The organism is Streptomyces endocoffeicus, assembly GCF_016741935.1.
GTDB lineage: Bacteria > Actinomycetota > Actinomycetes > Streptomycetales > Streptomycetaceae > Streptomyces > Streptomyces endocoffeicus.
On record NZ_JAERRG010000003.1, the window covers coordinates 101352 to 114904 of the forward strand.

Consider the following 13553-nt stretch of genomic DNA (forward strand, 5'->3'; position numbering starts at 1 on the left):
CGAGGTCAGGGAGCCCCGTGCGTGGGCAGAATGCCGTCGAGATCCCCTGCGGGCAGAACCTTGGCCGAGTTGTGTTCGCGGACGATCCGCCAGCCGTCCGGCGTTCGGCGCCAGACCAGCGAGGTCGTGGTGCGAATGTCCGTGGTGGCGTCGGGCCTGGTGATCCGCGCTACGAAGGTCAGGGTGGACGCGGCCAGATCGTGGTCGGCGATGACGTGCGGGCCGTCGTCGACGGCATGATGCGCGGAAATCATCTTGTGGAAGCTGGGCTCCCAGATCGAGCCGTATTCGGTGGCTGTCGTCGCCACCCGCTGCTCGGGGTCGAAGTCGTCGTAGAGCCGGACGTCCGGCGAGCCGAAATCGTAGAACTCGCCGAAGGTGCGCTGGAAGTCGAACGGTGTGTCTCCCTCGTCGCGCTCCCAGCCGAACACCCACCGGGTGTGCAGGTCCGCGATCAACTGTTCATCGTTCATGACTCGACGCTAAGGGCGCGGGCGGGGTTGAGGGAGGGCCCGTCGCACCCACCCACCCGTGGGACAGACTCTGCGCCGCGGCCTCAGCCACACGTAGGCTCACCCCATGTCCTTGGTGACCGTAATGTCGGCTTCTTCAGTGTCTGCGGGGATTGCTGTCGCGACGCGATGCCTGGACCTCGCCGGCGTCTTCTCATGCGCGGTGCTGGGCGGTGCTGTGGCCCGTACGGCCGGCTTGGACCTGTTCGGGTTCCTGGTGGTCGGCATCGTCTCCGGTCTGGGCGGAGGCATGATGCGGGACGTGCTGTTGCAGCACGGCACACCGGTCGCTCTGACCGACTACGCCTACCTGCTGACCTCCTTCGCCGGTACCGTGATCGCTTTCCTCATCTCGGTCAGTGAACAGCACTGGAGCCGCCTGTTCACCGTGCTCGACGCCGCGGTGATCGGATTCTGGGCGGTGGCGGGCGCGAACAAGACCCTGGCGGTCGGCCTGGGCTGGCTTCCGGCCGTCCTGCTGGGCGTCCTTACCGCCGTCGGCGGCGGCGCCCTGCGCGACGTCATCCTCGGCCGGACGCCCGCCGTGTTCGGCGGCAACGGCCTTTACGCCACCGTCGCCTTGGCCGTCGCCGCGGTCACAGTGCTCTGCTCGTACCTCGGCATCCCCCGGATCGGCATGGGCCTGGGCATCGCCATCGCCTTGGTCTTCCGGCTCACCGCCGTGCACTACGGCTGGAACCTGCCCAGCGGCCTGGGCTGGCGGCCTCACTCCAAACTGGCCTCGCTGACGCGACGCCGCTTCCGTTCTGACCCCCGCCGCGGGGGAAAGTCCCGCTCGCGCAAGGAGTCTTCATGACCGACCCTGCCCACCCTGTGCTGGCCGGCCTCCACGGCATCCGCTCCGACCTCGAGAGCCTCTACGAGGACCTGCACAGACACCCCGAACTCGGCCTGCGGGAGCACCGCACGGCAAAGAGGGCCTCCGACGCCTTGCGGGGCTGCGGCTACGAGGTCACTGACGGCATCGGCGGTACCGGCCTGATCGGGATTCTGGCCAACGGCGAGGGCCCGATCGTCATGGCCCGCGCCGATATGGACGCCCTCCCGGTCCGCGAGGAGACTGGCCTGCCCTATGCCTCGACCGCCACCGTGACCGGCGACGGCGGCACCGAGCAGCCAGTGGCACACGCCTGCGGTCACGATATGCACGTGAGCTGTCTGATCGGCTGCGCACGGCTGATGGCCCAGGCCAAGGGTGCCTGGCGAGGCACCTTCGTGGCGCTCTTCCAGCCCTCGGAGGAGAACGGCGAGGGCGCCGACACCATGATCAAAGACGGTCTGACGTCCAAGTCGCCCCGACCCGATGTGGTACTCGCCCAACACGTCCTGCCCTATCCGGCGGGCTACGTCGGCACCCGCTCCGGATCGTTCCTGTCGGCCGCCGACAGCCTGCGCATCACCGTCCACGGCCGGGGCGCGCACGGCTCCACGCCGCAGGCCGCGGTGGACCCCGTGGTGATGGCGGCGATGATCGTCGTGCGCCTGCAGACCATCGTCTCCCGGGAGCTGGCCGCCACCACCCCCGCCGTCGTCTCCGTGGGCAGCATCCACGCGGGCACCGGCCCCAACGTCATCCCGGACAGCGCCGTCATCCAGCTCAACGTTCGCACCTACGACCACGCCTCGCGCACCCAGGTCCTGCACGCGATCGAGCGGATCGTCAAGGCCGAGTGCGAGGCGTCCCGGTCGCCGAAGGCGCCCGAGATCGAGAAAACCGCCACCTTCCCGCCCACAGTCAACGACGAGACCGCGACCCGGCGCGTCGCCGAGGCGTTCGCCACCCACTTCGGCGACGAAGCGCACGCCATCGACCTGCAGACCGCCAGCGAGGACATGAGCGAAATCCCCAAAGCGTTCGGTGCGCCCTTTACCTACTGGGGCATCGGTGGCATTGATCCCGACCTGTACGCTCAGGCCGCCGAAAACGGCACCATCGCCCAGGACGTTCCGGTCAACCACAGCCCCACCTTCGCTCCCGTCATCCAGCCGACCCTGGACACCGGCGTCAGCGCCCTGACCGTCGCGGCGCTCGCCTGGCTCGGCACGTGACATCGGAGTCAGCTCGGATCGCTCGGGGGGACCGTCTCGCCGGTACGTCGCCTTCGGGCGTGGGTGCGGGCCTTCATCCGGTTGCCGCAGGCGGCCATGGAGCACCAGCGTGCCGTGCCGGGGCGGCTGTGGTCGACGAGGAACAGGTTGCATTCCTCGTTCGCACATGGCCGCAGCCGTCCCGGTAGTCCTTCGCGGACCGTCGACCACGCGAGGACGACGCGGACGGCCAGTTCTTGATCGTTCGCGGCTTCGAGCCGCCACTGAAGGCCCTCGCTCGTGGCCGTGGGGCACAGCCGGGCATGCCCGAGGGCGGCGTTGAGGGCGTCCACATCGGTGGAGTCCCCGCGGATCAGCCGGTGCAGAGCGCCGCGCACCTCTCGCACCGCTTCGCGCTCGGCCGTCGTTCCGCACCCTCCCAGCCCGCGGAGCCAGCGCGACGCCTCCGCCGCCGGTTCCAGCGCGTCCGTGGGCTTGCCGTCGATCACCGGAGCACTGTTGAGCACCGCGAGCAGCAGCTCCTCGCCCTCGACCATCCCCTGCTCCTTCTTGACAAACACCTTCAGGGCACGAACACTCATCATAGCCTAACCAGTTAAATCTGTTTAAGGGGTTACTGCCATGGTCGCTGTTCATCACCGCACTGTTGAGGTCGACGGGCTGACGGTCTTCTACCGGGAGGCGGGTCCGGCCCACGCTCCCGTGCTGTTGCTGCTGCACGGGTACCCGACCAGCTCGCATATGTTCCGCCATCTCATCCCGGCCCTGGCCGGCCCCTACCGGGTGATCGCGCCCGACCACATCGGTTTCGGGAGGTCGTCGGCGCCGGGCGTCGAACAGTTCCCCTACACCTTTGACGCGCTCGCCGAGGTCACCCGCCACTTGCTGGCGACGATCGGCGTGGACCGCTACGCGCTCTACGTCCAGGACTACGGGGCGCCCATCGGCTGGCGGCTCGCACTGGCGGATCCGGACGCCGTGGCCGCGGTCGTCTCCCAGAACGGCAATGCCTACGAGGAAGGCTTCGTCCCCGAATTCTGGGCGCCGATCTGGGCCTACGGAGCCGATCGCGGCGCTGAGCACGAGGCGCGGCTGCGGCCCGCCCTCGGGCGCGAGGCCATCGAGTGGCAGTACACCCACGGGGTGGCCGACCGCACCCTGGTCGACCCCGACGCCTGGGAGCACGACCTGGCCCTGCTGGCCCGTCCGGGAGTGGACCGCGCGCAGCTCGCCCTGTTCGGCGACTACGCCACCAACCGTGCCCTGTACCCGGCCGTGCACGAGTGGCTGCGCTCCCGCGGCGTTCCGGTGCTCGCGGTCTGGGGCCGTAACGACGAGATCTTCGCTCCCGCGGGTGCGGAGGCCTTCCGCCGCGACGCGTCCGATGCCGAGATCCTTCTCCTTGACGGCGGGCATTTCCTGCTGGAGACGCATCTCGACGACGTCGCACAGGCGGTCCTCGCCTTCCGTGAGCGGGCGTTCGGCCTTTCGACGGCTGGGTGATCAAGCCGCGTCGCGAGGTGTCCGCGGCGGTGCCGGGCGATGCGAGAGCGGTGCGGGGGCGGTGGGCGGCGTGCCGGACCGGGCCTCCAAGGGGGCGCGCGGCGCACAGCGGGGGCGCTCGAGGTGTTCTCCAGCAGGTGTGTGACTGCCCGGTGGTTCACTTGGCTCAGGCGTGCCCACGGGGGCACAGGTCAAGGGGGGTACACCGGATATGGCCACGCCCACGCCCGTCCTCACGGCACTGGCGATCTACGAAGCCGGTAAAAAGGCGTACGAGGCATACCAGGGCATTGTCGCCTTCGTCAGCCTCGGCAGTCACAGCCCCACTCCCGAAGAGGAGATCCTGGCCAAACTTGAGGTGCTGCACCAGGATTTCGTCGCCCTCCAGGGGCGGTTCGACGAGGTGCTCGAGGCCGTGAAGCAGGCGGTCAGGGTCGAGCAGCAGGCGTATGTCCTCAACCTGCGGCGCGACCTGGACGGCCTGCGCGGGCGGGCCCGCACCGCCATCGACGAGCTCAACTCCTGGGCCGCGGGCGGGCGCAAGGACCCGCTGCTGCGGTCCAACGCGGACGACAACTCACGGCTGGCGGCGAACACGCTGCTGGAGGGCGACTCCTACTTCTACCGCCCGGATCCGAATGCACCGGAAAGCGTCTTCGACCACCGGCTGGCGTACATCGCCTATGTCTATGTGCTGACCGTCCGGTTCGGCGTGATCGCCGGGCTCAATCCGCAGTTCCGCGAGGACCGGCTGGCCCGCGAGGAGCTGACCCGGCACGCGGCGCGGCTGGACTGGGTGTTCCAACACGCCGACCAGGCCATCGATCCGTATACCGGTGGCCGGGTGGACCCCGGAAGCTACTTCGTGGGCTACCAGTGCGTGGACCACATCACCGGCTACGACACGGGGCACAGCGACACCGGATGGCGTCCGGGAGGGCAGGCCGAGTACGACGACGCCCGGGCCTACTACTCCGATCAGATGCGCGCCGAGATGCGGGTCAGGACCGGTCTGGCCAAACTCATGGGCTTCCGCGACACCGTGGCCTACTGGGCGAAGGACCCGAGCACCCCCGGATGGTCCCCCTGGACCCCGGTGGAGGTGCCGGACAGCATCGTGTCCTTGGCCGCGGCGTCGGACCGGCCGGGGCACACCGTGCTGGTGTGGCGGGACAAGGACAAGGCGCAGCTCCGCACCACGTCCTACGACGCCACCGCGGCCACACCGGCCTGGAAACCGTCGGTGGCCATCAGCGCGGAGAACGCGGTGCGGGAGGAACCCACGCCGCGTGCCCTGGTATCGGGGCCGGGCCTGATCACCGTGGTGATGCGGGGCAAGGACGGCGGCGTCTACGCCACGCGCACCGATCCCACCCGGCCGTCCGGATGGCTGGACGCCCCGGTCAGGGTGAGCGGCGACACCACCGACGTCTGGTACGCCGAGGCCGCCGGGGCACCGGGCTCGGTCGTCGTGGTGTGGCGGGACAATGGCACCGGCACGCTGATGGCCGCGTTCCAGGACGCGAAGGGGGCGTGGGGGCCACCGCAGGTGGCGGCCCCGGCAGACGCCATTTCGCTGGGCTCGGACCTCACGGTGGCCTGTCCGGCGCCCGGGGTGGCGCTGGTGGTGTGGACCATGAACGACCGCACGGTGCACAGCGTCACCTACGATTCCCACGCGGCCGGCCCCGCGTGGAGCGCACCCGCGCAGATCGCCGAATTCCCCGGGGGCGACTTCCCGTCGACCATCCGCGCTCTGGGCACCGGCGACGGAAGGGCCGATGTGGTCTGGATGGGCAGGTTCGGGTCCATGTGGAACATCCACTACGACGGTGGCTGGAGCGCCCCGGCCGAGATCACCCCGCAGCACCTCACCCAATGGGGCGTGCCCTATACGACCATCCCGGCGGTGACCGGGGACCGGCGGGCCAACTGGTTCTGGCAGGGCCGGGACAGCCGCGTTCAGACCATCTTCCGGGATCCCCAGCAGCCCCAGTGGTCGGCACCGCTGTGGCTCGGACAGCCCTGGTGGTCGTACGCCGAGATCGCCGCGGTGCCGATGGCGGCGGGAAGCGTATCGCTCTACCGGGTCGACTCCGGCAGCGAGATCGGCGACGTGCCGAGGCTCCTGACGTGTTTCTACGACACGGCCACGCCCACCGCGTCGGCCCGGATCGCGGACGCGCGAGCCCTGGTGGCGCGGGCCCAGACCCTGTGGAACCTGCCCGGCCCGGCGCGCGACGAGGCCAACGCCCGGGCGGCCGACGCGATCGCGGTCGCCCGCGAGGTCGTGGCCCTGGACCCCGGCTACCGTGCGAGCCTCGCGCAGTGGCTGGTGTTCCCGGCGGGCACGTATCTGATGGACAGTGGCCGCCATGACGAGGCCATTGCCCACATGCTGGAGGCGCTCGGCCTCTACGACAAGCTCATCCATGAGCAACCCGCGTCCGATGAACTCCCTTGGCGAAAGGCCTGGGCGCTGGTCAATCTGGCGCAGGCCCTGTGGGGTAAACCCGACCATGTCCAGGGCGCACAGCGCGCCGTGGAGGCCACCGACCTGCTCCGCCAACTCGCCACCGGGAAACCCTCCTACCTGCCCGGGCTGGCGCAGTGGCTGGTGTTCCCGGCGGGCACGTATCTGATGGGCAGTGGCCGCCATGACGAGGCCATCGCCCGCATGCTGGAGGCGCTCGGCCTCTACGACAAGCTCATCCATGAGCAACCCGGATCCGATGAACTCCGCTGGCGAAAGGCCTGGGCGCTGGTCAATCTGGCGCAGGCCCTGTGGGGTAAACCCGACCACGTCCAGGGCGCACAGCGCGCGGTGGAGGCCACCGACCTGCTCCGCCAACTCGCCACCGAGAACCCCGGGAAGTATCGCGGAGGGCTGGGCGACTGGCTGATGTTTCCGACGATCCCCTACCTTCGGCAGTCCGGCCGGCGGGACCAGGCGCTCACACGGGCGCGGGAAGCCGTGGACATCTTCACCGCGCTCAACGCCACGGACCCCGAGGCCTATGGGCCGAAGCTGGCGGCGGCGAAAAAGCTCGTCGCCGATATCCAGGCCGATGGGCGGTGAAGATGTCCGGTCCGGCTGACGCGCCCGGGGCCTCACGGGCCCTGGCGGTCAGTAAGGCGATGGGCCGAGGGCGGCAGAGGAGGAAGCGGTGCCACGAGTTGGTGGGTGGCCGCGTAAATGACGGCTTGAGTGCGATCGCGCAGACCCAGCTTCGCCAGGATCCGGGAGACGTGTGTCTTGACCGTCTCGTCCCCGATGCCCAGGGCGCGGGCGATCTCCGTATTGCTGTGCGCCTGGGCCACGAGTATCAGGACCTCGTGCTCCCGGGCCGTCAGTCTTTCGAGCTCGGTGGAGGACGCGGGCGGCGCGATGCTGCCGGCGAAGCGGGAGATGAGACGGCGCGTGACCGAGGGATCGATGATGGCATCACCTCTGGCGGCGATGCGGATGGCCGCGATCGTCTCCTCGGGAGGGACGCTCTTCAGGAGGAATCCGCTGACTCCCAGGTGGAGGGCGCGGTAGACGTAGCTGTCGTCGTCATAGGTGGTGAGCACGATGACTTTCGTGGTGTTGCCCGGCCTGCCGAGGATGCGTTCCGCCGCGCGCAGCCCGTCCAGTCGCGGCATACGGACGTCCAGGATGGCGACGTCGGGTGTCAGCCTGATGGTCTCTTCGACGGCCGCCTGGCCATCGGCCACTTCCGCGACACAGCACAGATCGTCCTGGGTGCTCAGGACCGCTTTCAGTCCCGAGCGGAACATGGCGTGATCGTCGGCCAGGAGAATACGCAGACTCATATGCCGTCCATGGAGAAGGTGGCGGATATCTTCCAGTCGGCTTCGCCGGGTACCGGTCCGTACGAGACGAACCCGTTGAACATGCCGACTCGGCTGCTGATGCCCTCGAGGCCCCGGTGTGGAGAATCCTCCACGAGCCGCTCCGAGGCGGCGATCGGGTTGACCGCGGTGACCGTGATGCGCGAAGTGTCGTAGCGCAGGGTGATGTCCACATGGCCGTCGCCGTGGCGCAGGGCGTTGGTCAGCATCTCCTGCACCACACGATAGACGGCGATGTCCAAGGACCCCTCCAGTTCCTGTCGGGCGCCCTGGACGCTGACGTTCGTCTCGAGACCGGCGGCGGACACGGCCTGAATGAGCTGGTCGAGGTCGCGCAAACCCGGTTGCCGTGCGCCTTCGGCGGGGCTGTCATGCAGGAAATCCAGCAGGCGGCGCAGGTCGAGGAGGGCCGCTCGGCTGGAGGTCTCCACCGCCGCGAGCGCCGTCGACACCGGTGACACCTGCTTGACGGAGAGTCCCAGCCGGGCGGCTCCGGCATGCACACCGATGGCGCTCACATGGTGGGCGATGACGTCATGGAGGTCCCGGGCGATGGCACTGCGGTCCTCGGCAATGGCATTCGCGAGATTCTGCCGGGCCGACTCGCGCTCCCGGACGGCCCGCTGTTCCAGTTCGGCGATATGAGCGCCCCGGGCGGTGGTGTAGCGGCCGACCAGCCAGGCGAGAAGGGCCTCTTTCACCGCGCTCAGCAGAATGGAGCGCCATTCGGTGAGATCGGTCGTGCCGCCGAGTGTTCCGGCCCCGATGGATCCCGCGGCCAGGTAGAGGAGGGCCAGAACAGCCGGTAGGCCGTTCAGCCAGGCTCCGGCCCGATAGGCCGCTATGAGCATTCCGGCGTCGTTCGTGTCCGGCAGTGGGCTACCGCCGGGCAGCACCAGCGCACCGGCCACGGCCAGTGCCGCCTGGGCGAGAGCCACGACTCCCGAAAGCCGGGCCGAACTCGCGAGTGCCGCATCCACCAGGGCGATCCCGGTCAGCAGGCACCAGTAGGACACGGCGGGATACACCTGCGAACCCTCGCCGGAGAAGGCGAGCGTATCCGCGAGCAGGCAGAAGCCCGCCACCATGAGGGACTGCCGGGTCAGGGACCCACTCGGGTCCCGCGTCTGAGCGGACAAGGCCCCTCTCTCAGGATGTCCGCCTGCCCGCACCACGGGCATGCGGGAAGGCGGAACGTACGGTCGGAATGCCACCTTGTACGGGGCCGGTCGCACCAGGCATGCACTTATGGTGCACGAGCGCTACCGAAAAACCTTCCCGCGCCCGGGGGAGGCGTAGTCCCCCGCGCGGGGGACATGACGTGCCTCGGGTGCGTGATGACACCGCGTGGGGGCGGTTTTTAGTGTCTGCCGCGTGAACGACAACCCACCCCCTGTATCCGTTCGCGGCGGCTGCGCCGGCCGGAATCGCCCTGGCATGTCACGCGTGGCGCGAGTGGTGGCGCGAGTGGCGGCAGCCGTGCTCTGTGTCCTGGGCCTGTCCGTCACCGTGGGATCCCCCGCACGGGCGGATTCCACGGCTGGAGGCGACGTGCAGGTCGCGCAGACGCTCGGTGACCGCGATCTGACCTTCATCCTGCGGCGCGTCACCGGGCTGCCCGGCCCCTTGCAGGTGGATGTGCTCACCCATCGAGGCACCGCCGCGGGGACACTGCGCCTGGGCACCGTTCCCACGGGTGTGTCGGCGGATCGGGCGGAAGGTTCCTCGGTGGGGACCACCACCAGCAGCGTCTCGGTCAAGCTCGGCAGCACACCGGGGTCCCACAGCGCCGCCCTGGACATCGAGCGAGCCGGGCCCTGGGAACTCGTCGTCGACGACGGATCCCGCACCGCGCGGATTCCCTTCATGGTGCCGGGCCGGGCCACGTCTCCGCCGGAACTCGCCGTGTTCGGCGGTTTCGTCACCGCCGGAGTGCTCATGCTGGTGACCCTTCTCGTCGCTGTCCGGGCCCGGCGCGGGGTCTGGGTGCTGCTGCCGGCCGGAGGTGTCGTGGCCGCGCTCGCGGTAGCCGTGACCGCCGCGCTGCTGTCCACTTCCCTGCCTCTGCCGCCCGAGCCGGGCGGGCAGGTGGATGCCACGAACGACAACGTCACCGATCCCTACTCGGTCGTCCGGCCGGTGACGAACGACTACTCCCGGCCGCCCGCCTCACTTGAGTTGGGTTCGTACCGGGCCAAGGCGGCGGAACGGGGCACGCTCCGGCTGAGCGTGAACGACGGCTCCACCGGCCTGCCCGCGGACGATCTCCTCGTCCACGACGGTGCCCTGATGCACCTGCTGGTCATCGGACCGACCGGTGAGCTCTGGCACCTGCATCCCATACGCACCGCGCCCGGCACCTACGAGGTTCAGCTGCGGCTGCCCGCGGCCGGCCACTACGCCGTGTCCGCGGAGTTCGCCCGCCGCGGTGGCGGAATCCAGCAGGTGCGCTCGGCAACCGGCCTGACCGTCGCCGACGGCTCCGCGCGTGGCGGCCCTCCGACCCTGTCCGCCGAACTCGCCCCGCGGGGGCCGGGAACGCGGACGATCGACGGTGTACCGGTGCGCCTGTCGGCGCCCTCACCCAGAGCGGGAGCAGCGACCACCCTGATCGCGCGCGTCGGCGACACACCGACGCTCCAGCCCTGGCTCGGCATGGTCGGCCACATGATCGTGGTGGGGCCGCTCGACAGGGCTGACGCGACCAGCCCCACAGGCATGGGACAAGCCGCCCAGGGAGCACCCGTCTGGGCTCATGCGCACTCCATGGGCGGCGACATGAGCAGCGACTCCACACACGACATGGGAGGCGCTTCGGCCCACGACATGGCCGCCATGCGACAGGGGGGTCACCCAGGCGGGGACGAAGGGGGCATGGGTTCGATGAGCGGGCTGATGCCACTCAACGGTGACAGTCCCGCGGACGAGACCGTGGCCGCCTACGGGCCGGACGCCTCCTTCGTGTACACCTTCTCCCGCCCCGGCTACTACCGCGTGTGGATACAGGCCGAGCGCGACAGTGCCATCCTGACCGTCCCCTACCTCCTGCGCGTGGCCCCGGCGGCGGGAGTGGCGAAGTGAGCGCCCGCACCGCCTCCCGCACCCCCATGGCCCGGTTTCTGTATGGGGTCGCCGCGGCGCTGCTGACGGTGTCCCTCGCCCTGGTGGCCATCGGATTCCTTCCGTCCTGGACGGACGATGCCATCTCGCTGACCTCGGGCAGTGCCACCGACGAAGTGACGCTGACCGTGGCCCGGCCCCGCACCGGCGCCACGGACGTCGATATCCGCCTGGCCCCGCGCCGAGGAGAGCGAAGCGGACGTCCGCCCACCGTCACCTTGCAGGCCGTCATGCCCACCCACGGACACGCGACGCCCGCGGCACACGCGCGGGTTCACAAGCCGGGCAGCTACTCCACAGCCGTCCACTTGATGATGCCGGGGCGCTGGACCTTCCACGTCAGCGTCGACTACGGCACACGGAGCGACCAGTTCGACTTCCCTCTGGCGATCTCCGGCTGAACAACCGACCACGCAAACGCCAACGCCAGTAACCGCTCGCACGGTCATGAGACTCGCACGGTCATGAGAAAGGCATTCCCGTGAGCACAGCACTACCCGTCACCGGCGGCAGGGCATCCCAGTCATCCCTCGCCGTCAAAGTCTCCCGCGACGGCAGGACCGGCCCCATCGCCGCCAACACCGTCCTGGCCGGGACGACGCTGTCCCTGTTCGGCATCAGCTGGGACATCCAGTGGCACGTCGACGTCGGCCCGGACACGTTCTTCACGCTCTCCCACCTCATGCTGTACTCCGGCAGCGCCGTCGCCGGCATCGCCAGCCTGGCCATGGTCCTGATCGCGACCGCTGCCCAGCGCGCCGGCCGGCCCGTCGACCAGTTCCCCGGCGGCAAACCCGTGCGCGTCCTCGGCGGGGTCTTCCGGGCCCCACTGGGCTATCTGATCACCGGTACGGGGGCCGCCCTGTTCCTTCTCTTCGGGCTTCTGGACCTGTGGTGGCACTCGCTGTACGGCTTCGATGCCGTGCTGGACTCACCGCCCCACATCGGGCTGTTCCTCTCGATCTCCTTCACCATGGTGGGGAGCGTCATCGTCTTCGCCGCTGCGCGCGACACCCGGTGGGGCCGGGCGGGCGTGATCGTCAGTGTCCCCGTGCTCATCGTCTTCAGCCCCATCACGACGAAGGCATTCGGCGCACTGCCCCTGCCGGTGGACCCCGATCTCGTCGGGACCATCCTGTTCGCCACCCTTCTGCTGATCCTGGGGACGCTCACCATCGGCCGGCGGAGCACCGCACTGACGATCGCCGCGACCCTCGGCGTCCTGCAGCTCGTCCTGTGGTGGTTCTCCCCCTGGGCGGCCCGCGTCTACGCCGATGCGACCGGTCTGCCGCTGCGTGACAACCTCGGCGACGATCCGCCCGAACTGCCCTCCGGGATCCCGGTGTTCATGCTCCTCGCGGCGGCGGCCATCACCGCACTGCTGTGGCTGAGCAGGAAGCGGGGCTGGTCGGGCCGCGTCGCGCCGCAGATCATGGGCGCCGGAGGCGGAGCCGTGACCGGCCTCTCCCTCCCCGTCCAGAGCGCCCTGCTCGGCGATTCCGGCCCGACCTCGGCCGAACTGCTGAAGATGACGGCGGTGGGTCTGGTGACGGGCGTCCTCGCCGGGTACCTCGCCGCACGACTCGCCGTCCTGCTGCGCGAGCACTCCACCACATCCGTCACGAAGGGCCGATGACCCATGCGCTCCTCACGTTCGCCACTGCTCCTCGCCGTAGCCGTCGCATCCGGGTGGCTGCGAGACCACGCACGCCGACTGCTGCCGGCCGCGGCCGCCGCGCTCGCGCTGGTGGCGGTGTCGACCGCGCCGGCCGCGGCGTACGCCCCGGTCGGCGTCGTCCATACCGAGCGGGTACAGGCGGGGCCCTACACGGTCACCGTCGGATTCTCCGAGTGGCCCCTGCGGGCCATGCAGTCACTCGACTTCACCTTCGCACCGGCCGACGGCGTCGCGGGAAAGTCGGGCAGGCTCACCATCGACGGGCCCGGCCTCGACGCCGAGGACCGGGAGACCCCGCTGAGCAGGCACCCCCGCAAACGGGATGTCTGGGGCCTGGATGTCCAGGCCCTGCCGGAACCCGGCACATGGAGCTTCACCTTCGCCATCGACGGCCCGGCCGGCCACGGCCGCGGCACCCTGCGGAACGTCCGCGTGCTCGACCAGCCGGGCCCGCCCCTGGCCGTCAGCTGGACGGTCTGCGCCATCCCGCCCATCGGGATGCTCGCCTACCTCGCTGTGGGCTGGCGGCGCAACAAGCCCTCCGAGAAGGTGGCCACACTCATCTGATCCGCTGTCCGTAAAGTCACCGGGACACCGCGATGGTTTCAGGATATGCCGATTCGCCGGGCTGAGGATCACGCACAACAGCGGTGAACTGTCCACGCATAAAAGGTCGGTAAGCTGCCGACGATCGCCGAATATCTGTTCGCCCTTCCCCGCTGCGAGGACTCTGACCAGGGCTGCCCCCGACGGTTGGATCAGCAGGCGGTGAGAGCGCCAGGGCGAGCGGACTTGGTGAATCGGACTTTCCGCCA

The 13553-nt window shown here is 69.6% G+C and carries 12 protein-coding genes; 8 read left to right on the plus strand and 4 right to left on the minus strand.

What is annotated here, in order from left to right; genetic code table 11:
- Positions 1–5: 5 nt before the first annotated feature.
- Positions 6–473: a YybH family protein gene (locus tag JK364_RS10635; protein ID WP_201850018.1), complete on the minus strand. Its 468-nt coding sequence runs from the start codon at positions 471–473 to the stop codon at positions 6–8.
- Between the two features lie 139 nt (positions 474–612).
- On the opposite strand from JK364_RS10635, the gene JK364_RS10640 reads away from it, so the two are divergent.
- Both JK364_RS10640 and JK364_RS10645 read left to right on the plus strand, forming a co-directional pair.
- Positions 613–1329: a trimeric intracellular cation channel family protein gene (locus tag JK364_RS10640; protein WP_307841218.1), complete on the plus strand. Its 717-nt coding sequence runs from the start codon at positions 613–615 to the stop codon at positions 1327–1329.
- Entirely contained in the window at positions 1326–2582 is a 1257-nt protein-coding gene (locus JK364_RS10645) for an amidohydrolase (protein ID WP_201850022.1), read from the plus strand. Before JK364_RS10640 ends, JK364_RS10645 begins: the two co-directional genes overlap by 4 nt.
- 8 nt (positions 2583–2590) lie before the next feature.
- Here JK364_RS10645 and JK364_RS10650 read toward each other — a convergent pair whose 3' ends face one another.
- Positions 2591–3166: a CGNR zinc finger domain-containing protein gene (locus tag JK364_RS10650; RefSeq protein WP_230991753.1), complete on the minus strand. Its 576-nt coding sequence runs from the start codon at positions 3164–3166 to the stop codon at positions 2591–2593.
- Between the two features lie 37 nt (positions 3167–3203).
- Here JK364_RS10650 and JK364_RS10655 point away from each other — a divergent pair, with 37 nt between their 5' ends.
- Together JK364_RS10655 and JK364_RS10660 are read left to right on the plus strand one after the other, a co-directional pair.
- Positions 3204–4085: an alpha/beta fold hydrolase gene (locus JK364_RS10655; RefSeq protein WP_201850024.1), complete on the plus strand. Its 882-nt coding sequence runs from the start codon at positions 3204–3206 to the stop codon at positions 4083–4085.
- A gap of 211 nt (positions 4086–4296) precedes the next feature.
- The gene (locus JK364_RS10660) at positions 4297–7164 is read left to right on the plus strand and encodes a PLL family lectin (RefSeq protein ID WP_201850026.1); all 2868 of its coding nucleotides are present in this window, start codon (positions 4297–4299) and stop codon (positions 7162–7164) included.
- A gap of 32 nt (positions 7165–7196) precedes the next feature.
- Here JK364_RS10660 and JK364_RS10665 read toward each other — a convergent pair whose 3' ends face one another.
- On the minus strand, positions 7197–7901 hold the full coding sequence (locus JK364_RS10665; protein ID WP_201850028.1) for a response regulator: 705 nt from the start codon (positions 7899–7901) through the stop codon (positions 7197–7199).
- Entirely contained in the window at positions 7898–9079 is a 1182-nt protein-coding gene (locus tag JK364_RS10670) for a sensor histidine kinase (RefSeq protein WP_201850030.1), read from the minus strand. The genes JK364_RS10665 and JK364_RS10670 overlap by 4 nt, the downstream gene beginning before the upstream one ends.
- Positions 9080–9491: 412 nt before the next feature.
- Between JK364_RS10670 and JK364_RS10675 the strand changes: the two genes are divergently transcribed.
- From JK364_RS10675 to JK364_RS10690, 4 genes are all read left to right on the plus strand, one after another.
- A complete protein-coding gene (locus JK364_RS10675; RefSeq protein ID WP_201850032.1) occupies positions 9492–11021 on the plus strand; it encodes a hypothetical protein in 1530 nt (509 codons plus the stop codon).
- Entirely contained in the window at positions 11018–11461 is a 444-nt protein-coding gene (locus JK364_RS10680; protein ID WP_201850034.1) for a FixH family protein, read from the plus strand. The genes JK364_RS10675 and JK364_RS10680 overlap by 4 nt, the downstream gene beginning before the upstream one ends.
- Positions 11462–11541: 80 nt before the next feature.
- Positions 11542–12696 (plus strand): hypothetical protein, encoded by a 1155-nt coding sequence (locus JK364_RS10685; RefSeq protein ID WP_201850036.1) that lies wholly within the window; start codon positions 11542–11544, stop codon positions 12694–12696.
- Positions 12697–12699: 3 nt separating this feature from the next.
- The gene (locus tag JK364_RS10690; protein ID WP_201850038.1) at positions 12700–13305 is read left to right on the plus strand and encodes a hypothetical protein; all 606 of its coding nucleotides are present in this window, start codon (positions 12700–12702) and stop codon (positions 13303–13305) included.
- The last annotated feature ends 248 nt before the right edge of the window (positions 13306–13553 follow it).

Coding starts and splice junctions, on each gene's coding strand:
- JK364_RS10650 (WP_230991753.1), bottom strand. CDS start 3,166: ATGATGAGTGTTCGTGCCCTGAAGGTGTTTGTCAAGAAGGAGCAGGGG.
- JK364_RS10645 (WP_201850022.1), top strand. CDS start 1,326: ATGACCGACCCTGCCCACCCTGTGCTGGCCGGCCTCCACGGCATCCGC.
- JK364_RS10665 (WP_201850028.1), bottom strand. CDS start 7,901: ATGAGTCTGCGTATTCTCCTGGCCGACGATCACGCCATGTTCCGCTCG.
- JK364_RS10690 (WP_201850038.1), top strand. CDS start 12,700: ATGCGCTCCTCACGTTCGCCACTGCTCCTCGCCGTAGCCGTCGCATCC.
- JK364_RS10635 (WP_201850018.1), bottom strand. CDS start 473: ATGAACGATGAACAGTTGATCGCGGACCTGCACACCCGGTGGGTGTTC.
- JK364_RS10660 (WP_201850026.1), top strand. CDS start 4,297: ATGGCCACGCCCACGCCCGTCCTCACGGCACTGGCGATCTACGAAGCC.
- JK364_RS10655 (WP_201850024.1), top strand. CDS start 3,204: ATGGTCGCTGTTCATCACCGCACTGTTGAGGTCGACGGGCTGACGGTC.